Source organism: Klebsiella sp. SYXHC3 (assembly GCF_057196925.1).
This window is the reverse complement of sequence record NZ_JBXUNG010000009.1, coordinates 49,332-67,859: the sequence shown is the minus strand read 5'-3', so window position 1 is coordinate 67,859 and position 18,528 is coordinate 49,332. Positions and strand designations below refer to the sequence as shown.

General features: G+C 53.7%; 18 protein-coding genes. 7 read left to right on the top strand and 11 right to left on the bottom strand.

Annotation, left to right across the window (positions count from 1 at the left end):
* Window position 1 precedes the first annotated feature (1 nt).
* The 3 genes from AC2CGP_RS19535 to AC2CGP_RS19525 all read right to left on the bottom strand — a co-directional run bounded on the left by AC2CGP_RS19535 (window position 2) and on the right by AC2CGP_RS19525 (window position 2,093).
* Complete coding sequence (locus AC2CGP_RS19535; RefSeq protein ID WP_162872049.1) at window positions 2-562, bottom strand: fimbrial protein; 561 nt, start codon at window positions 560-562, stop codon at window positions 2-4.
* Window positions 563-1,000: 438 nt separating this feature from the next.
* Entirely contained in the window at window positions 1,001-1,690 is a 690-nt protein-coding gene (locus AC2CGP_RS19530; RefSeq protein ID WP_015704061.1) for an LrgB family protein, read from the bottom strand.
* Entirely contained in the window at window positions 1,683-2,093 is a 411-nt protein-coding gene (locus AC2CGP_RS19525; RefSeq protein ID WP_126034141.1) for a CidA/LrgA family protein, read from the bottom strand. The genes AC2CGP_RS19530 and AC2CGP_RS19525 overlap by 8 nt, the downstream gene beginning before the upstream one ends.
* 103 nt (window positions 2,094-2,196) lie before the next feature.
* On the opposite strand from AC2CGP_RS19525, the gene AC2CGP_RS19520 reads away from it, so the two are divergent.
* Window positions 2,197-3,078: a LysR family transcriptional regulator gene (locus tag AC2CGP_RS19520; RefSeq protein ID WP_126034140.1), complete on the top strand. Its 882-nt coding sequence runs from the start codon at window positions 2,197-2,199 to the stop codon at window positions 3,076-3,078.
* 328 nt (window positions 3,079-3,406) lie between these two features.
* On the opposite strand, the gene AC2CGP_RS19515 is transcribed toward AC2CGP_RS19520, so the two are convergent.
* The 4 genes from AC2CGP_RS19515 to soxR all read right to left on the bottom strand — a co-directional run bounded on the left by AC2CGP_RS19515 (window position 3,407) and on the right by soxR (window position 8,324).
* Window positions 3,407-5,053, bottom strand: coding sequence for a Na+/H+ antiporter (locus AC2CGP_RS19515; RefSeq protein WP_015368729.1), 1,647 nt, complete (start codon window positions 5,051-5,053; stop codon window positions 3,407-3,409).
* A 147-nt stretch (window positions 5,054-5,200) separates the two neighbouring features.
* Window positions 5,201-6,550, bottom strand: a complete 1,350-nt coding sequence (locus AC2CGP_RS19510; RefSeq protein ID WP_015704058.1) for an NCS2 family permease — start codon at window positions 6,548-6,550, stop codon at window positions 5,201-5,203.
* Window positions 6,551-6,922: 372 nt separating this feature from the next.
* A complete protein-coding gene (locus tag AC2CGP_RS19505) occupies window positions 6,923-7,591 on the bottom strand; it encodes a glutathione S-transferase family protein (RefSeq protein ID WP_045367765.1) in 669 nt (222 codons plus the stop codon).
* 274 nt (window positions 7,592-7,865) lie between these two features.
* The gene (gene soxR / locus AC2CGP_RS19500; protein WP_015368733.1) at window positions 7,866-8,324 is read right to left on the bottom strand and encodes a redox-sensitive transcriptional activator SoxR; all 459 of its coding nucleotides are present in this window, start codon (window positions 8,322-8,324) and stop codon (window positions 7,866-7,868) included.
* 85 nt (window positions 8,325-8,409) lie between these two features.
* On the opposite strand from soxR, the gene soxS reads away from it, so the two are divergent.
* The gene (gene soxS, locus AC2CGP_RS19495) at window positions 8,410-8,739 is read left to right on the top strand and encodes a superoxide response transcriptional regulator SoxS (RefSeq protein ID WP_015368734.1); all 330 of its coding nucleotides are present in this window, start codon (window positions 8,410-8,412) and stop codon (window positions 8,737-8,739) included.
* Here the strand turns inward: soxS and AC2CGP_RS19490 are convergent.
* The gene (locus AC2CGP_RS19490; protein ID WP_015368735.1) at window positions 8,724-10,328 is read right to left on the bottom strand and encodes an EAL domain-containing protein; all 1,605 of its coding nucleotides are present in this window, start codon (window positions 10,326-10,328) and stop codon (window positions 8,724-8,726) included. The genes soxS and AC2CGP_RS19490 overlap by 16 nt on opposite strands.
* A gap of 551 nt (window positions 10,329-10,879) precedes the next feature.
* Here AC2CGP_RS19490 and AC2CGP_RS19485 point away from each other — a divergent pair.
* Window positions 10,880-11,161 (top strand): YjcB family protein, encoded by a 282-nt coding sequence (locus tag AC2CGP_RS19485; RefSeq protein WP_015704055.1) that lies wholly within the window; start codon window positions 10,880-10,882, stop codon window positions 11,159-11,161.
* 67 nt (window positions 11,162-11,228) lie between these two features.
* Here the strand turns inward: AC2CGP_RS19485 and iraM are convergent, their stop codons facing one another.
* Window positions 11,229-11,588, bottom strand: coding sequence for an anti-adapter protein IraM (iraM, locus tag AC2CGP_RS19480; RefSeq protein WP_015704054.1), 360 nt, complete (start codon window positions 11,586-11,588; stop codon window positions 11,229-11,231).
* 450 nt (window positions 11,589-12,038) lie between these two features.
* Here iraM and AC2CGP_RS19475 point away from each other — a divergent pair, with 450 nt between their 5' ends.
* Window positions 12,039-13,619, top strand: coding sequence for an MltF family protein (locus AC2CGP_RS19475; RefSeq protein WP_484502447.1), 1,581 nt, complete (start codon window positions 12,039-12,041; stop codon window positions 13,617-13,619).
* Between the two features lie 79 nt (window positions 13,620-13,698).
* Here AC2CGP_RS19475 and ssb1 read toward each other — a convergent pair whose 3' ends face one another.
* Entirely contained in the window at window positions 13,699-14,223 is a 525-nt protein-coding gene (gene ssb1, locus AC2CGP_RS19470; protein WP_015368746.1) for a single-stranded DNA-binding protein SSB1, read from the bottom strand.
* 254 nt (window positions 14,224-14,477) lie between these two features.
* Between ssb1 and uvrA the strand changes: the two genes are divergently transcribed.
* From uvrA to AC2CGP_RS19455, 3 genes are all read left to right on the top strand, one after another.
* Window positions 14,478-17,303, top strand: coding sequence for an excinuclease ABC subunit UvrA (gene uvrA / locus AC2CGP_RS19465; RefSeq protein WP_015368747.1), 2,826 nt, complete (start codon window positions 14,478-14,480; stop codon window positions 17,301-17,303).
* Between the two features lie 143 nt (window positions 17,304-17,446).
* On the top strand, window positions 17,447-17,854 hold the full coding sequence (locus AC2CGP_RS19460; protein ID WP_045367756.1) for a hypothetical protein: 408 nt from the start codon (window positions 17,447-17,449) through the stop codon (window positions 17,852-17,854).
* On the top strand, window positions 17,854-18,171 hold the full coding sequence (locus AC2CGP_RS19455; protein ID WP_015368749.1) for a hypothetical protein: 318 nt from the start codon (window positions 17,854-17,856) through the stop codon (window positions 18,169-18,171). Before AC2CGP_RS19460 ends, AC2CGP_RS19455 begins: the two co-directional genes overlap by 1 nt.
* Before the next feature lies 1 nt (window position 18,172).
* Here AC2CGP_RS19455 and AC2CGP_RS19450 read toward each other — a convergent pair whose 3' ends face one another.
* A complete protein-coding gene (locus tag AC2CGP_RS19450; protein WP_020079872.1) occupies window positions 18,173-18,526 on the bottom strand; it encodes an MmcQ/YjbR family DNA-binding protein in 354 nt (117 codons plus the stop codon).
* Window positions 18,527-18,528: the final 2 nt, after the last annotated feature.

The window sequence follows — 18,528 nt, the reverse complement described above, 5'->3', positions numbered from 1 at the left end:
ATTAATAGTAAGTCACGTTATAGGTCACTGTCGTATTTACCGTACCTTTCGTAGGATCAGAAGCGCCTGACTTGACCATTTTCACAGTAAAGGGAATAGTTGCTGCCCCGGATGAAATATCGACATCGGCACCTTCTTCGTTATTTTTCAGCAGATTACCCGCGTTATCAAAAATGGCGACCGCAACGCCGGAAGCAGCAGAACTCGTGGCCTGGTTTTTGAAGTAATCACTGTTCGCAGCATCTGCCTCGCCACCGAAGGTGATGCGGGCGACAGCGTTGCCCCCTTCTTCAGTAGCAGGACAGTTAGCGAGTGAAAATGAAAAATTCTTCGCCGCACCAAAGGTATTCGCTTTCAAGTCCGCCACTGAAGTGGTACCCATTTCGATAGATGTCACTCCACCATCAATTGTTGCGGTACAGGTGGTATCAGAAACGGTACCGTTGAAAGTGATAGTATTCGATGCAGCTTGTGTAAAAGTCGACAGCATGCAGGAGGCAGAAATTACCAGCGCGCTTAACGCATATTTCTTACTAATTTTCATATGAATTCCCATATCCATTGTAAATGACAATCAATCCGTCAATTGCTTCATGCAGGTTTATTAGAGAATGGAATTCAATATTCGCATTACAAATTTGCTATGCCAATAATGATAAGAGCAATTTATTTGATCACGTGGTCACTCATTGAATCCATTCAATAATAATAGCCCACGTAAAAAGAATATCGTGCAGAAAATATTTTTCAATAAGAAGAGCTAACATCACTTATTAGCTGAGATTCATCATCTGTCATCACACAATATAAAACCATAAACATCAACCAATTAGATACACCTTCAGCCATAAAGAAAGTTAATGTATTTTGATGGATTCGGAATAAAGCCTAAACACTTTAAATATCAATTAAGCCAAACGTATTATATATACGTAGTTTCTTAAATCATTCTAATATCAGCAGCCTTACCTGCTGCACTTTGAGGTAAAACTGCTGAATATTAAAATATTGCCCAGCGTACTAGCGGCGCCGCCAGAACCATTACCACGCCGGAGAGCATCATTACCAGGCTGGCGACCACACCCTCCTGCTGGCCGAGTTCGTAGGAGCGGGCAGTCCCGGCGCCGTGCGACGCCGCGCCGAACCCTGCCCCTTTCGCCATTCCGGCGCTGATCGACAGGCGTAAGAACAGCACGTCGCCAATCGCCATGCCAAAGACTCCGGTAACCACCACAAACAACGCCACCAGATCCGGCTGGCCGCCGAGCGGTTTTGCTGCCGCCAGCGCAAACGGCGTGGTCACCGAGCGTACCGCCAGGCTACGCTGAATTTCATCAGACAGGGTGAACAGACGCGCCAGCCAGACGGAAGTGGTCACCGCCACCACCGAAGCCGTCACGACACCGGCGGTCAACGACATCCAGTGACGCTTAATAATCGCCATGTTGTCATAGACCGGTACGGCGAAGGCGATGGTGGCCGGCCCCAATAACCACAATAGCCAGTGCGACTCGCCCATATAGCTCTGGTAGGAAATATGACCAAAGACGAGGATCAGCACCAACAGTACCGGTGTGAGCACCAGCGGCATCAACGGCAGTTTGTGGAAGCGGCGATAGAGGCGTTTATTGGCGAAATAGAGCCCGAGGGTGACCGCCAGGCACAACACGCTCAGGGTAAAATCACTCATCTTTCAACCTGCTCACTTCGTAGCGATAGACCTTATCCACTACCCAGGCCGTGGCGCCCAGTACCATGGTGGTACTTAGCCCGATGACGAGGAAGATGCGCCAGCCGTCTATCATCAGCAGTTGCGCATAGTTAACGACGGCAACCACCGCCGGGACGAAAAACAGCAGCATCTCCGCCAGTAGCCAGCGCGCGCCTGCACGCACCCAGTTTAGCGGTATCACCCGGCAGACGATAAGCATCAGCAGCATCAACATGCCGACAAGATTGGCTGGAAGCGGGAGATGTAGCCAATTAACCAGATATTCAGCGCAGACAAACAACCCGGCATAGAGCAGTACCTGAACCGGTACCTGAAGACGTTGCATCACGAAAGGCGCAACACGTACTGGCGCGAAGGCCATGAGCGGAATTCCCTAAAAATAAGTCAGGGGTGCAGTATAGAGAGCCGCCCTTGCGGACAGAAATGAATTAAAATCATCACAGGTATAGTCTCAGGGAATAATCATGGATATACGTACGTTGCGGTATTTTGTCGAAGTCGTCCGCCAGCAAAGCTTTACCCGCGCGGCGGAGAAGCTCTTCGTCACGCAGCCCACCATCAGCAAGATGCTCAAAAATCTGGAAGATGAGCTCAATTGCACCCTGCTTATCCGTGATGGCCGTAAGCTGTTATTAACCGATACCGGCCGGGTAGTGTTCGAACGCGGCCAGGCTATCCTCGGCGAATTCAGCCAGTTAAAAGCCGAGCTCAGCGACATCAACCATCTGAATAAAGGCGTGCTGCGCCTGGGGATCCCGCCGATGGTCGGCATGTTGATGGCCGAGCCCATCAGCCGCTTTCGCCTGCGTTATCCCGGCGTGGAGCTGAAAATTTCCGAGTTCGGCGGGTTGACGGTGCAGCAGGCGGTTAGCAACGGCGAACTCGATCTGGCGATGACCGCGCTACCGGTCGATGAGGCCAGCGGTCTGACCACGCTGTCGCTCTTTAGCCATCCGCTCTGCGTTCTCGTTCCGAAGACGGCGCCGTGGCAGGGTATCACCTCGATCTCGCCGCAAAAGCTGGCGCAGCATCCGTTGGTTATCTACAACGAAGATTTCGCCCTCAGCCAGCAACTGATGCGACTGTTTGCCGAGCATGACGTGAAGCCGCGTATCGCCGTGCGCAGCGGCCAGTGGGATTTTCTGGCGGCGATGGTGCAGGCAGGCATTGGCGTGGCGATTTTGCCGGAGCCGATTTGCCAGCGGCTGGATGCCGAGGATTTTTACTGGATCCCGCTGGAGAGCGAATTACGTTGGGAATTAGGGATGATCTGGCGGGAAGGGGTGTATATGTCGCGCAGCGCCCAGGCGTGGCTGGAGTGCAGTAAAACGTTCTGGCTGGAGTAATTCCCCGGTTGCGCTAACGCTTACCGGGGCTATATATAGACTGTCGATACTGTTATCGGTTGGCAACTTTTTAAGGAGTTTTCCCGGAGGCGGCGCGTCGCGCCTTCTCCGGGCTACCAAATCGCATCGTGCTGTAGCCCCGGTAAGCGGCAGCGCCACCGGGGGATTTTGAGGCCATTGGTACCGGCAGTTTCAGCCAGCATAGTGAATAAATTAAAGGCAGGCCGCACGGACCGTAGGACCGAAGGTCGGGTAAGGCGTTAGCCGCCACCCGACAAAAACGGCACCGCGAGTAGCCCGGATAAGCGTAACGCTATCCGGGCTAAGGTTACTGATCTTCGATTAACAGCGCTTCTAACAGGTCGAGATCGTGCAGCAGTTTCTGCAACGTCTCGTTGCTGATTTGCCGCGTCGCGCGCAGGTGGTACAGCTCGCCACGTTCCGAACGCAGCGCCGCCAGACGGAAACGGCGCTCAAGGCTCTCTTCCAGCATCGAGGTTTCGACATCGTTACGCCCATCTACGCGGCGACGCAAATTACCGATGACACGCGAACTCACCTCGGTCAGCAGCTGATTGTCGATATTCTCTTTGGTATCCGCCGCCAGGCGTTCTTCCATTTTCTGAATCGCGACAATCGCCACATCCGCCGTCGCGGCGCGCGCCAGACGCTCTTCTTTGCGCTGCTGTACGTGGTCGGTGGACTCAATACGCCGCAGCAGAATCGGCAACGCGATCACCCCGACAAACAGGGAGAAAAGAATCACCCCGGCGGCAAGGAAAATAAGCTCGTAACGCGCCGGGAAGACGTTGCCGTCCGGCAACAGTAGCGGAATCGATAGCACACCGGCGAGGGTAATCGCCCCGCGCACCCCGGCGACGGAGGAGATCAGCAGCTCGCGGGTGGTCCAGGAGCCAAACTCCATCGGTTTCTTCTTCAGGAAGCGCTGGCTAAGCTTACGCATCGTCCACAGCCAGCCGAAACGCACCAGCATCAGCGCGGCGTAAATCAGCACGATATCGGTGAACAGCATCCAGGTTTCAACGTTCGGATCGGCTTCCGCCGCCACCAGCGAGCTCGACAGGATATCCGGCAGCTGCAGGCCCAACAGCAGGAACACCATGCCGTTAAACACGAACTCCAGCATGGCCCAGGTACTGTTGGCGCGCAGGCGCATAGCCAGCGGCGCGGTACGCATCACCCCGGAACGGGTGATGGTCATACCCGCGGCCACCGCCGCCAGGATTCCGGAGAAACCGATATGTTCGGCAATCAGGTAGGAAGCGAACGGCAGCAGGAACAGCAGCACAATTTGCGTTGCCGGTTCATCGCCGCCCCAGCGGCTGAGGAAACGCATTGAGCGGCCATACAACCAGCTGACCACAAAACCGGCCAGGATGCCGCCAATCGCCACCTTCAGGAACTCAACGGTTGCGCCGCCAATGGTGAACACCATCGTCCCCATCGCCACGGCAACGGCAAATTTTAACGACACCAGGCCAGAGGCGTCGTTCATCAGCGCTTCGCCCTGCAGGATGCCCATGATTTTCTTCGGTATCCGCCCTTCGCCAACAATACCGGACAGCGCCACGGCATCGGTCGGCGACAGCACCGCCGCCAGGGCGAACGCCGGAACCAGCGGGATCCCCGGCACAATCCAGTAAATCAGGAAGCCGATACCAACCACGGTAACCACCACCAGCGCCAGCGCCAGGCCGAAGATTTCCCGCCCGTGCTCGATAAATTCGCGGGTCGGCGTTTTCCAGCCATCGGCAAATAGCAGCGGCGGAATAAACAGAACGAGGAAGAGTTCAGGGTCGAACTCGACGTGCAAACCAAAGGTCGGCCAGGCTAACAGCGCGCCGATGGCGATTTGCATTAACGGTAGTGGAACCTGAAAGGGCAGTACGCGTGTAACCACCCCGGAGAGTGAGACCACAAGGGTCATAATGAGTATGGTGAAGAATATTTCCATGTGTTCCCTGTTTGCTGCGTTTTCTTTTTTTACATCTGAGGCGTCATGTCTCGAAATGATACGCTACTCAGATTAACGCAAAAGGAAACAGGATGTGGCTTAAAAATTAAACGGGCGGCCAAAGCCGCCCGTCGTTAGCAGGAAAAGTTAAATCGCCCAGCCGCCGGCATAGAAGATAACCAGCGCCGCCGCGATGATCACGGTGCCCGCATTGAGTTTACGCCACTCGCCGGATACCACGCGGCCAATCACCAACGATGCGAAACCGATCATGATGCCGGTCACGATGTTGCAGGTCAGCACGATGAACACCGCGGTAATCAGCCCCGCCATCGCATCAACGAAATCATTGAAGTCGATTTTCGCTACGTTGCTCAACATCAGCAAGCCAACGTACATTAGCGCTGGCGCGGTCGCGTAGGCCGGTACCAGATAGGAGAGCGGAGAAAGGAACAGGATCAGCAGGAACAGCACGCCAACGGTGACGGCCGTCAGGCCGGTTTTACCGCCCGCCGCCGTACCAGCTGCCGATTCGATATACACCGCCGCAGGAGCCGCGCCCACCACGCCGGAGAACACGCTGCTCAGGGAGTCGGTAGTCAGCGCTTTACCGCCGTTGATGATCTGCCCGTCTTTATCCAGCAGATTAGCCTGGCCGGCAACCGCGCGAATGGTGCCGGTGGCATCGAATACTGCAGTCATGACCAGCGCCAGCACGCTTGGTAACACCACCGGGTTCAGCGCGCCGATGATATCAAGGCTGCCAATAAGCGAATTGCCTTTGTCATCGCTCAGCGACGGCATGGCGAAAATCCCGGAGAAATGGACGTTCGGATCGAAAATCAGGCCGATAATGGAAATACCGATGATGGTCAGCAGAATGCCGCCCGGCACTTTCAGTTTTTCCAGACCGATAATGACCGCCAGGCCAATCAGCGACATCATCACCGGGAAGCTATCGAAATTGCCCAGCGCAACCGGCAGGCCGTCCAGCGGGTTTTTAATTACCAGACCGACGCCGTTGGCGGCGATCAGCAGCAGGAACAGGCCGATACCAATGCCGGTGCCGTGCGCCACACCCTGCGGCAGGTTGCGCAGGATCCAGCTACGAATACCGGTAGCGGAGATAATGGTGAACAATACCCCCATCAGGAAAACGGCGCCTAATGCTACTGGAATGCTGATGTGCTGCCCCAGCACCAGGCTAAAAGCGGTAAACGCGGTCAGCGAAATCGCGCAACCAATAGCCAGCGGCAGGTTGGCCCACAGACCCATGACTAATGAACCGACGCCCGCTACCAGGCAGGTCGATACGAACACCGCTGCCGGCGGAAAACCCGCTTTCCCCAGCATTCCCGGCACCACAATGACCGAGTACACCATCGCCAGGAAGGTCGTTAACCCGGCAACAATTTCCTGACGTACGGAACTGCCGCGAGCTGAAATTTTAAACCAGGCGTCTAAAGAACCGCCGGTACGCGCTGAAGGCGTAGACATAGAAAACTTCCCCTGAAAATTTTGATCGTTCGCTTGCATGCGTGATGGACCGTCCACTGCCAGTTAAACGCCATCTCCTTGTGCTGTTTCCCGGCGCCAGGAGGGAGGCTGAGAAAAAGCAAACGTTTAACTCCGCGCATACAATGCGGTATATGGAATGTCTTTGCTCCCCCTGTCGGCAGGGGAAAAAACGAGCAAAGTAAAAAGGCAAACGATTATCCTGTCTTTAGCTGGCCCTTTTCAACTGAAGTTTGTCGTATTTTGCCAAATTTCGCCGCCAAAGCTCAGGAAATAGTCAAACGATGCGCAAACGTTATCGTCAATGCGCAAAGCATTAACATTTTTATATGTTTTAATCCGCTTTCAGGCGCATTAACCGCCAGGTAGGGTAAACGGCCCGCCGCGCTCAATAGCGCTAATCCATGCCGGACGTGACTCAACCTGCTGCTGCCAGCGCCGGGTATGCGGCAAGTCTCCAACACCGCCGCGCGCCAGTAACGCCATCACCGGGAAGCTCATCTGGATATCCGCCATACTCAACGCACTGCCGGCAAACCACGGCTGACGGGCCAGATGCTGTTCTATATACGCCGCGTGGGTCGCCAGCTGTCTGTCCAGCCACGCTTTTTGCACCCCTTTGCCCAACGCCCCGCCCAACGTGCGCATGCCAAGCGGCACCGGCGGCTTGCCGAGGCTGGCGAAGATAAGCTTCATCAACAACAAAGGCATTAACGATCCCTCGGCATAATGGAGCCAGAAGCGATATTGCAGTTTCTCTTCCCGCCCCAGCGGTCTGAGCTGCTGAGCGCTATCGTAGGTCTCCTGCAGATATTCCAGAATCGCGCCGGACTCCGCCAGCACCACGCCCTGATCCTCAAGCACCGGCGATTTACCCAACGGGTGAATTTTTTTCAGTTCCGCTGGCGCCTGCATGTTTTTTTCACGCTGGTAGCAGACTACCTGATAGGACAATTGCAGTTCTTCCAACGCCCACAGCACGCGCTGCGAGCGGGATTGGTTGAGGTGATGGACCGTCAACATGGCGCTCTCCTGTTGTTCGTTCAAATTAACTATAGAAACAGGCGGCCAATGACGGAAAAATTTCGGCAACGTCAACAGGCAAAATCAGCAGGCTGTGCCACAATTACATTGTCGACGCAATCCGGAACCTCCTTCAACACATTGCGCAATACCTGAGGGGAGTCGACGTCGGGGGAAACCCTCCCGTGAGCCAGCGGGATAATGCGAAAGACAAAGACCGGAAAACAACTAAAGCGCCCTGTTGTGGCGCTTTAGTTTTTTGCAGGTATCACCATTAATCCTCTTCCAGCAGGCGTGCGCCGGTCCCCTCTTCACCCAACTTATCTCCAGGGTTGCGTAACGGACAATCGCGGCGCGATAAACAGCCGCAACCGATGCAGCCGTCGAGCTGGTCGCGCAACGCGGTCAGGGTGTGAATACGCCGGTCCAGCTCCTCCCGCCATTGCGACGACAGCTGTTTCCACTCTTTGGCGCTCAGATTATGCCCTTCCGGCAGGACGCCGAATGCCTCGCCGATGGTCGCCAGCGGAATACCAATACGTTGCGCAATCTTGATGATAGCGACCGCACGCAGCACATCGCGGCGATATCGCCGCTGATTGCCCGCGTTGCGCTGGCTGCGGATAAGCCCTTTGCTTTCATAAAAGTGCAGCGCCGAGACGGCGACGCCGGTTCGTTTCGCCACTTCCCCAGGGGAGAGCAGCATTTTGATACGGGTTGGTTTCTTTTCCATAAAAGCGCTTTACCTCAAGTTAACTTGAGGAATTATACTCGCCAGCAGACAAAACGACGAATCGAGAATTGAGAGAGGCCGCTTTATGTCCCATCAGGATATTATCCAAACGCTTATTGAATGGATTGATGAACATATCGATCAACCACTTAACATTGATGTAGTCGCTAAAAAATCGGGATACTCGAAATGGTATCTACAGCGGATGTTCCGTACCGTCACCCACCAAACGCTGGGTGATTACATTCGCCAGCGCCGGCTACTGCTCGCCGCTGAGGCGCTAAGGACCACGCAACGCCCTATTTTTGATATTGCGATGGATTTGGGATACGTCTCGCAACAGACGTTCTCACGGGTGTTCCGCCGGGAGTTCGATCGCACTCCCAGCGACTACCGTCATCAGATTTCCGCCTGACGACCGTCGTGCGGCGGACGCAGTAAGATCGGGGATTTCGCCAGCCACTGGATAAACTCCTGTGGCGGCATTGCCCTGGCAAAATGCCAACCCTGACAAAACTGCACGCCGCGCTTAAGCAACCAATCCACCTGATCCAGCGTTTCTACCCCTTCAGCGATGGTTTTTAAACGCAGGCTACGCGCCATGTCGATGATATGCTCGGCAATCAGGTGGCTGGTGCTATTAGTCGTCAGCGTATCGATAAAAGATTTATCAATCTTCAGAATATCGACGTTGAGCGAATAGAGATTGTGCAGGTTGGAATAACCGGTACCGAAATCATCAATAGCTATCTCATAGCCCGCTTCGCGGAAAGCCTGGATCACCGGCGTGGTTTTCGGCACATCGATAAACCCCCTTTCGGTGACTTCAATTTTGATTTGCTTCACGCAAACTGCATAGCTGCGCGCTTTCTCAGTGATCTGTGCAATCAACCTCGCGGAGTGGAAATCCGAGGCCGAAAGATTAATCGCGATATAGAGCTGCGGGTGTCGGGACAAATATTCGCCAAGATCGTTGAACAACTCGTCAACTACGTAATCTGTGACCTGAGCAATCATGCCTGAGTTTTCCGCCAATGGAATAAACTCCGCCGGACTCATGACCGGACCATCAAATCCCGGCCAGCGTAGCAGCGCCTCGGCGCCGACGCAGCGATTATTCTTAATGTCGATAATGGGTTGATAATGCAGACATAGCTGGCGGTGGCTTAACGCCCGCAAGAGCTTATTACGCGGTGAATGATACTGCTGACGGCTGCGCGACCATACCATCAGAATCAATATGCTGCAGATGATCCCTAACGGCAGGGTCAAGGTGACCTGATCGTACAGGCTGGCATAATAGCTGGCGCGCGAGGTGGACATGATGACCGCAATCGGCCGAATCGAGGAATGAGCGACGGTATAAACCCGGCCATCCTGATTAAAAAAAGCGTCTTCGTGGCGGATAAGGCGGTGTAGTTCCCTGGCATCAACGTTTTTACTCACCGAGAAAAACATGTTCGTTTTGGTATCGAAGACGCCGTAGGCTAAGTCTCTATCACTGGAAATAACCGAGCTATAAGAGAGAGGATTAACCACCACGGCATAATGGCCGCGCTGCATATAATTCATATCATAGCCCGGATAAAACGGCGTATCGCGGTAGTAGTAAATAGAGACGTCGGGCTGGCGGGTGTAATTCGCCGCGGCTATTCTCCACCCCTCTTCGGGATGAACTGCAGTAGAACAGATGAATTTGTTACCGTTCGCGTAAATCAAGTCATCGACATACAGCAATCCGCGGACAATATTCAACATGTAATGCTGATGCTGCGGGGAACACAATTCCCCTGTAAACTGCATGGCCTTTTCGCGCGCCTGCTCGGATTCATGAATGACCATTTCCGTTTTTTGCAACGCCAGCTGCGAAAACGACTGCAATCTATCGGAGATTTCTTCCCGGGCTCTAATTTGCGCGAACCACAACGCCAACACCACCGGCAGCACAACCACCAGTATGGTGAAGAATATTTTGAACGCCTTATGCGGCGCGCTACGACTCATTTCCGCTTTTTATCCATGCGATACGCCTCAATCACGGTATAAGGGCAAAAACCAGGCATTACCGACTGTTATAAAAAACAGCGAATTTCAGCAACGAACACGTTTATGTAAAAACCTCACACCTAATAATGATGAATCATACTTACTTATAGATGGATCGAGAAACATTCTCGTAATAATTAAGACACTAGCCACTTACTAATTCGGTTTCTCCGTACAATTACTCGTAATAAGTAACAAAACCCGTAGAACAATTATCGGCAGTCTACGCCCAGCCCTTAGCAGCGTCGAAAAACAGACGCCAGACAAGCTGGCGTACATCCCCTCGGCATTAACCACAGTTATTTTATGGTTTTAAAATGTCAAAAAAGGTCATTTTTTGTCTGGCGAATAAATCAGCAAATGTGATATAGTTCACACAAGTTGATGAAACAAAACTTTCGTTTCATCACTCCCTGAAGTGCCCCCAGATAGCCAGAGCGTCTCATTAATTGATAATCGCGCCAGGTTGTCTAAGGCCCCCGACTTTCATTGAGAGATAGGATAAGTTAATGGCTTCCATTACTACCAGTGTCGTTCTTTTGCGCTGGCCCCTGGTGAGCGCAGTATTGATGTTCCTGGCCAGCTCGCTGAATATTCAATTACGTAAAAGCGACTATGCCGGTTTAGCGATTATTTGTAGCTGTCTGGGCCTCGCTGCCGCCTGTTGGTTTGCTACCGGCTTGTTAGGCATCACCATGGTGGATGTCGCCAAAATCTGGGGCAACATTAAAGACGTCATGGTTGAAGTCATGAGTCAGACGCCACCAGAATGGCCAATGATGATGACCTGATAAAAAAGCTTCCTACGGGAAGCTTTTTTATTTTCAGCAACAGTGAGGGCCTTCCCCGCGCCCCCGGCTAATATTGTTCGCATAACTGCGGCCGTAGACGCTCGTTTGGGCAGCGCTTAACTGCACAATATGATTGATAAAGACAAGATTCTGGTTCCGCGGCTTCAAAATTGTACGGGCAGATTGGCCGCTCTCTTAACGTTTCCCACTGTTTATCGTCATAACGCGTAATGTTATAAATTTTTAATGAATGATATTGATCATTAATTAAAACTTTAGAGGAAAAAAGTTTCATTGTTTCACCGGGAAGCAATAAAAGATCGGCTTCATACCAGATAATAAACTTCAGAAACCGCAGCCCCGATATTGACGAGAACGCAACGCCGGTATGCGGGCAGATAAGGGTGTTAAGAATAGTCCATTTCATCTTCCATCCTTGTAAGTAAAATCTGTGACGGGGAATTTAGTGATAGCACTCCTGGTCGTTATCCGCAAGGTAGCTTATTAATAGTGTGATATAGAACGAGGCTGGTACACATCGGTCATACCACTCATGAAGTAAGCTAATCCGGGCTTTCTACGAATTATGTATTAATACTAAAAAAACATAACCATGCAGAGTCTATAAATAACCTTACAATAGATTTTAAATAACAGACAAAAATATCATTTTGATAGTCCATCAGGTTAAATAAGTGATTAGCGATCACAAATAAAAAATATTCTACAGGGAGGGAGGCAGCTCCTTCTTTTGTATTATAGCGGAAACGGTAATACCTCTTCCGCCGTACCGACGCAATGGAGGTAAGCAGAAAAAGACGCGGGAGAGCGTATGCATTGTCTAAAATATAATCATCTCCCTGCAGAGTGTCGCATCATGAACATCTTCGGTTTTCAGCGTCGCCTGGCGACGCTTTCCGCCTGCCTTCTCGCCTTACTGTTTGCCGTCTCAGCCCCGGTATCTTCGACGGAAAAACCGCCGCCGTTGCAAAATGATAAAGCTGAACTGGCTATCAATATGGATCACATCATGCAGCCGCAAAAAGGCGATCTTCCCGACATGATCAACCGACGGGCGATCCGAGTGCTAACGACTTACAGCAAGACATTCTTTTTTATCGACAAAGGTACCCAACGCGGCGCTACCCACGATCTTTTCATCGCTTTAGAAAAAGATCTCAATAATCAGCTCGCAAAAGAGAAGAAGCTGAAGCAGAAACACCTCAAAGTGCGGATCGTTTTCATCCCGGTCACGCGGGATAACCTGTTCAAAGCGCTAAATGAAGGCAAGGGGGATATCGCCGCCGCCAATCTCACGATTACCTCGTCGCGTCAGGAGCAGGTCGCCTTTACCACCCCGCTCTATAGCGATGTCAAAGAACTGTTGGTATCGGGGCCATCATCGCCCGACGTGAAAAACCTGGAGCAGCTTTCCGGTAAAACCGTGTTTGTCCGCCGCTCCTCCAGCTATTACGAAAGTTTGCAGAGACTTAACGCCCGCTTCGCTAAAGCGTCGCTGCCGCCGGTTATTCTGCAGGAAGCGCCAGAGGCGCTCGAAGATGAGGATCTTCTCGAAATGCTCAATGCCGGCCTGATTCCCCTGATCGTAGTGGATCGCCATAAGGCGCTTTTCTGGAAACAGGTGTTTCCAAAAATTCAGGTGCATGACGACATTGTATTACGGGATGGCGGTAGCATCGCCTGGGCGGTCCGCAAAGATAACCCACAGCTTCTCGCGGTACTGAATAATTTCGTGAAAAATAATCGTCAAGGCAGCACCCTGGGAAACATGATTCTGCTGCGCTACCTGAAAAGCACGACCTACGTTAAAAACGCCGCAGCCAACAGAGAGCGCGCTAAGTTTTTGCAGATGGTGGAAATTTTTAGAAAATATGGCGAACGCTATGATGTCGACTGGCTGCTGATGGCCGCCCAGGGATATCAGGAATCGCGGCTCAATCAATCGGTACGCAGCCACGTCGGCGCAATCGGCGTGATGCAGGTCATGCCCGCGACCGGCAAGGAATTGAAGGTTGGCGATATCAAAAAAATCGACCCCAACATTCATGCCGGCGTTAAGTATATGCGCTGGATGATCGATCATTACTATGGTGACCAACCGATGACGCCGCTTGATAAGGCGCTGTTTTCGTTTGCTTCTTACAATGCCGGCCCGGCACGCATCGCGCGTCTACGTACGGAAACCCAAAAACGCGGTTTTGACCCAAATATCTGGTTTGGCAACGTCGAGAATCTCGCAGCAGAGAAGATCGGCGCTGAGACGGTGACCTACGTCAGCAATATCTATAAATACTACATTGCCTATCGGCTGATTATGGATGATATCGCCCGTAAACAAAAAGCTACCGCCGCGCCGCTACCCGAGCCTGGAACGGGTAAGCCGCAGCCAGACACAGTTCCGCCAACCGCTCCTGAAGCTTCGGCCCCGGCAACCTGAGGGCCTGAAACGAAAAAGCCCCGAACACTCGGGGCTTTTTGTTGGTTTACTGCATTGGCAGTGCGTTATAAGGAAAGCCTTAGAACGGAATATCGTCGTCGAAGTCCATCGGCGGTTCGTTAGATGGCGCTGCCGGGGCCTGCTGCTGCGGACGAGACTGCGCGCCGCCGCTGAACTGGTTGCCGCCCTGCGGCTGCTGAGGCTGACCCCAACCGCCCTGCTGCTGGCCGCCGCCTGCCGGTGCGCCGCCGCCCTGACGGCCGCCCAGCATCTGCATGGTGCCGCCGACGTTTACCACGATTTCAGTGGTGTATTTGTCCTGACCGGACTGATCGGTCCATTTACGGGTGCGCAGCTGGCCTTCGATATAAACCTGAGAACCTTTACGCAGGTATTCGCCAGCGACTTCCGCCAGTTTGCCGAACAGCACAACGCGGTGCCATTCAGTCTGCTCTTTCATTTCGCCGGTTTGCTTATCGCGCCAGGATTCGGAAGTTGCCAGCGTGAAGTTGGCGACAGCGCCGCCACTTGGCATGTAGCGTACTTCCGGGTCCTGCCCCAGATTACCGACGAGAATCACCTTGTTTACGCCTCTGCTGGCCATGATCGAATCTCCTGAATAATACGTTTTGTATAAGTGTAAACCGGGAATTCTAACACCACAAAGGGGCAATTTGATAGCTGCGAAGCCAATTCCAGAAAACATCCCGCCGCTATGCAATTTTTCACCCTCTTACTGCAGTGCCATTCCAATACTGTATATCCAGACAGGTTAAATTGTGTCATAATTAGCCGTTTCTGCCGTTTGTCCTTTAAGCAAACCAGGCAATCCGTGTATCTACCTACCGGGAAAGGTGAATGGATAAGATCGAAGTTCGGGGCGCCCGCACCCATAATCTCAAAAACATCAACCTCGTCATCCCGCGCGACAAACTCATTGTCGTCACCGGGCTTTCTGGGTCTGGCAAATCCTCACTCGCTTTCGACACCCTGTACGCCGAAGGCCAGCGTCGCTACGTCGAATCGCTCTCCGCCTATGCGCGACAGTTCCTGTCTCTGATGGAGAAACCGGACGTCGATCATATCGAAGGGCTGTCGCCGGCGATTTCTATCGAACAGAAATCGACCTCCCACAACCCGCGTTCGACGGTAGGCACCATTACTGAAATCCACGACTATCTGCGACTGCTGTACGCCCGCGTCGGCGAACCGCGTTGCCCGGACCACGACGTCCCGCTGGCCGCGCAAACCGTCAGCCAGATGGTCGATAACGTGCTCTCACAGCCGGAAGGTCAGCGCCTGATGCTGCTGGCGCCCATTATTAAAGAGCGTAAGGGCGAGCACACCAAAACGCTGGAAAACCTTGCCAGCCAGGGCTACATTCGCGCGCGGATCGATGGCGAAGTCTGCGATCTTTCGGATCCGCCGAAGTTAGAGCTGCAAAAGAAACACACGATCGAAGTGGTTATCGATCGCTTCAAAGTACGTGACGATCTGGCGCAGCGTCTGGCGGAGTCTTTCGAAACCGCGCTGGAGCTCTCAGGCGGCACCGCCATTGTTTCCAACATGGATGACAGTAAAGCGGAAGAACTGCTGTTCTCGGCGAACTTCGCTTGCCCGATTTGCGGCTATAGCATGCGCGAACTGGAGCCGCGTCTGTTCTCCTTCAACAACCCGGCAGGGGCCTGCCCGACCTGCGACGGCCTTGGTGTTCAACAGTATTTCGATCCCGATCGGGTGATTCAGAATCCGGAGCTATCGCTGGCTGGCGGCGCCATCCGCGGCTGGGATCGCCGCAACTTCTACTATTTCCAGATGCTGAAGTCGCTGGCGGATCACTATAAGTTTGATGTCGAAGCGCCCTGGGGCACCCTCAGCGCTAATGTTCAGAAAGTCGTGCTGTACGGTTCAGGTAAAGAGAATATTGAATTCAAATACATGAACGACCGCGGCGACACGTCAGTACGCCGCCATCCGTTTGAAGGCGTGCTGCACAACATGGAGCGCCGTTACAAAGAGACGGAATCCAGCGCGGTGCGCGAAGAGCTGGCGAAATTCATCAGCAACCGTCCGTGCGCCAGCTGCGAAGGCACGCGTCTGCGCCGCGAAGCGCGCCACGTGTTTGTGGAGAACACACCGCTGCCGACCATTTCCGATATGAGCATCGGCCACGCGATGGACTTCTTCAACAACCTGAAGCTGTCCGGGCAGCGGGCGCAAATCGCTGAGAAAGTGCTGAAAGAGATTGGCGATCGTCTGAAATTCCTCGTCAACGTCGGTCTGAACTACCTGACGCTCTCTCGTTCGGCGGAGACGCTTTCCGGCGGTGAAGCGCAGCGTATTCGTCTGGCGAGCCAGATTGGCGCGGGGCTGGTTGGCGTGATGTACGTGCTGGATGAGCCCTCCATCGGCCTGCACCAGCGTGATAACGAACGTCTGCTCGGTACGCTTATCCACCTGCGTAATCTGGGCAACACGGTCATTGTCGTTGAACATGACGAAGACGCCATTCGCGCCGCCGACCACGTCATCGACATCGGCCCCGGCGCTGGGGTTCACGGCGGCCAGGTGGTGGCCGAAGGGCCGCTGGACGCCATTATGGCGGTACCAGAATCGCTCACCGGGCAGTACATGAGCGGTAAACGCAAAATCGAAGTGCCGAAACAGCGCGTCGCCGCCGATCCGGAAAAAGTGCTGAAGCTCACCGGCGCACGGGGCAACAACCTCAAGGATGTGACGCTGACGCTGCCGGTCGGCCTGTTTACCTGTATCACCGGCGTTTCCGGTTCCGGTAAATCAACGCTGATTAACGATACCCTGTTCCCCATCGCCCAGCGCCAGCTGAACGGCGCGACGATTGCCGAGCCTGCGCCGTATCGCGATGTCCAGGGGCTGGAGCACTTCGATAAAGTCATCGATATCGACCAGAGCCCGATTGGCCGTACGCCACGTTCAAACCCGGCAACCTACACCGGCGTGTTCACGCCGGTGCGCGAACTGTTTGCCGGTGTACCGGAATCACGTTCACGCGGCTATACGCCGGGCCGCTTCAGTTTTAACGTCCGCGGCGGCCGCTGCGAAGCCTGCCAGGGCGACGGAGTGATCAAGGTTGAGATGCACTTCCTGCCGGATATCTATGTGCCGTGCGACCAGTGCAAAGGCAAACGCTATAACCGCGAAACGCTGGAAATTAAGTACAAAGGCAAAACTATCCACGAAGTGCTGGATATGACCATCGAAGAAGCGCGCGAATTCTTTGATGCCGTGCCGGCGCTGGCGCGTAAGCTGCAAACCCTGATGGATGTTGGTCTGACCTATATTCGTCTCGGCCAGTCGGCAACCACGCTCTCCGGCGGTGAAGCCCAGCGCGTGAAGCTGGCGCGCGAACTCTCCAAGCGCGGTACCGGCCAGACGCTGTATATCCTTGATGAACCGACCACCGGTCTGCATTTCGCCGATATTCAGCAGCTGCTGGATGTGCTGCATCAGCTACGCGATCAGGGCAATACCATCGTGGTCATTGAGCACAACCTCGACGTGATTAAAACCGCCGACTGGATTGTCGACCTCGGCCCGGAAGGCGGTAGCGGCGGTGGGGAAATTCTCGTTTCCGGCACGCCGGAAACCGTTGCCGAATGTGAAGCCTCACACACGGCGCGCTTCCTGAAGCCCTTGCTGAAGTAACCTCTCAGGCCTCTTCCTTCACGGAAGAGGCCTCATTTCATCTCATTTCATCTCATTTTTTCACGCTGAGACTTCGTGATTTGCCCGAAGCGCTCACTCTGGCGTCTGATAGTCGCTATCGCCCACCGAATGCCGGGAAAACTATGCGAGTACCACGCCTCATTCCGTTATTTATCATCGCCGCCGCGCTATGTACGTTAAGCGCCTGCTCATGGGTTGGCCGCTACAGCGATACGGCCTATCAGCAATTGCTCACACTCAAGCAGTTGCATTTGCAGTTCATCGCCACCGCAGCGACGCAGGACGATCAACAATTGAACAAGGAAGATGAACAGATTCGCCAGCAGTTCACGCAGGCGATCGCCCAAGGCGACGCGCTGCGCCAGGAAAATTTCAGGATACTTGAAGGTAACTATTTACGCGTGTACGCCCATCGCCAGATGCTGGGCGCGCCCTTTACCCCTGCCGAAGCGCAATATTTAACGCGGCAGACCATTTATCTCTATCAACAGGCTATCGCTGGCGAATGTCAGCGTACAGGGAGGGAATAATGCCGACAACCATGGAGATTCGCGCGCTGTTGTCCGCTTGCGCGATTGATAGCGCCGAATGGATGCCATTACTGAATAGAGTACTTGGCGATGAGCAGCGCGAAGTACGCGATAGCGCCATCTTTTTGCTACAGGCATTGCAGCAAAAAGCTCAGGGCTGGCTGACCGAAGACGATCTACGGCTACTGCTGGAAGGTCAGCGCGATATTGCCCGCATTCGCGCCAACAACCAGAGCATCGCGCGCCAGGCGCAGCTGCAGGCGACGTTGTTACGGCTGCTCGATATCACGCTGCTGGCGCTGGCTGGCAGGCTATAAGCTAGGCCAACTGCCTCCGCTTATCCTCCGACAGCAGGTCGACCGCCTGTTGATAGGAAGCATCCACCAGGTAGTAAATCTGCGAGTCTGGCAGAGAGCCATCGAGGAAAACCGTGCTCCAGTGAGCTTTATTCAGATGCCTGCTGGGGCGAACATCGCGATGTTGTTCGCGCAGCAGCTCGGCAAGCTCCGGGCTGGTCTTTAACGCAACGGCCGGCCGCTTATCCTCCACCTCTTTCACCATGGCGAATAACACATCCGCGACCTTGATTTGCGTCGCTTTCCAGTCGCTATGAACACTTTGCTCCGCGCCCGGCTTCGCCATGCAGTACTGCAGTAGATCCGATATGGTCATTT

Coding starts and splice junctions, on each gene's coding strand:
- AC2CGP_RS19535 (WP_162872049.1), bottom strand. CDS start 562: ATGGATATGGGAATTCATATGAAAATTAGTAAGAAATATGCGTTAAGC.
- AC2CGP_RS19530 (WP_015704061.1), bottom strand. CDS start 1,690: ATGAGTGATTTTACCCTGAGCGTGTTGTGCCTGGCGGTCACCCTCGGG.
- AC2CGP_RS19525 (WP_126034141.1), bottom strand. CDS start 2,093: ATGGCCTTCGCGCCAGTACGTGTTGCGCCTTTCGTGATGCAACGTCTT.
- AC2CGP_RS19520 (WP_126034140.1), top strand. CDS start 2,197: ATGGATATACGTACGTTGCGGTATTTTGTCGAAGTCGTCCGCCAGCAA.
- AC2CGP_RS19515 (WP_015368729.1), bottom strand. CDS start 5,053: ATGGAAATATTCTTCACCATACTCATTATGACCCTTGTGGTCTCACTC.
- AC2CGP_RS19510 (WP_015704058.1), bottom strand. CDS start 6,550: ATGTCTACGCCTTCAGCGCGTACCGGCGGTTCTTTAGACGCCTGGTTT.
- AC2CGP_RS19505 (WP_045367765.1), bottom strand. CDS start 7,591: ATGTTGACGGTCCATCACCTCAACCAATCCCGCTCGCAGCGCGTGCTG.
- soxR (WP_015368733.1), bottom strand. CDS start 8,324: ATGGAAAAGAAACCAACCCGTATCAAAATGCTGCTCTCCCCTGGGGAA.
- soxS (WP_015368734.1), top strand. CDS start 8,410: ATGTCCCATCAGGATATTATCCAAACGCTTATTGAATGGATTGATGAA.
- AC2CGP_RS19490 (WP_015368735.1), bottom strand. CDS start 10,328: ATGAGTCGTAGCGCGCCGCATAAGGCGTTCAAAATATTCTTCACCATA.
- AC2CGP_RS19485 (WP_015704055.1), top strand. CDS start 10,880: ATGGCTTCCATTACTACCAGTGTCGTTCTTTTGCGCTGGCCCCTGGTG.
- iraM (WP_015704054.1), bottom strand. CDS start 11,588: ATGAAATGGACTATTCTTAACACCCTTATCTGCCCGCATACCGGCGTT.
- AC2CGP_RS19475 (WP_484502447.1), top strand. CDS start 12,039: ATGAACATCTTCGGTTTTCAGCGTCGCCTGGCGACGCTTTCCGCCTGC.
- ssb1 (WP_015368746.1), bottom strand. CDS start 14,223: ATGGCCAGCAGAGGCGTAAACAAGGTGATTCTCGTCGGTAATCTGGGG.
- uvrA (WP_015368747.1), top strand. CDS start 14,478: ATGGATAAGATCGAAGTTCGGGGCGCCCGCACCCATAATCTCAAAAAC.
- AC2CGP_RS19460 (WP_045367756.1), top strand. CDS start 17,447: ATGCGAGTACCACGCCTCATTCCGTTATTTATCATCGCCGCCGCGCTA.
- AC2CGP_RS19455 (WP_015368749.1), top strand. CDS start 17,854: ATGCCGACAACCATGGAGATTCGCGCGCTGTTGTCCGCTTGCGCGATT.
- AC2CGP_RS19450 (WP_020079872.1), bottom strand. CDS start 18,526: ATGACCATATCGGATCTACTGCAGTACTGCATGGCGAAGCCGGGCGCG.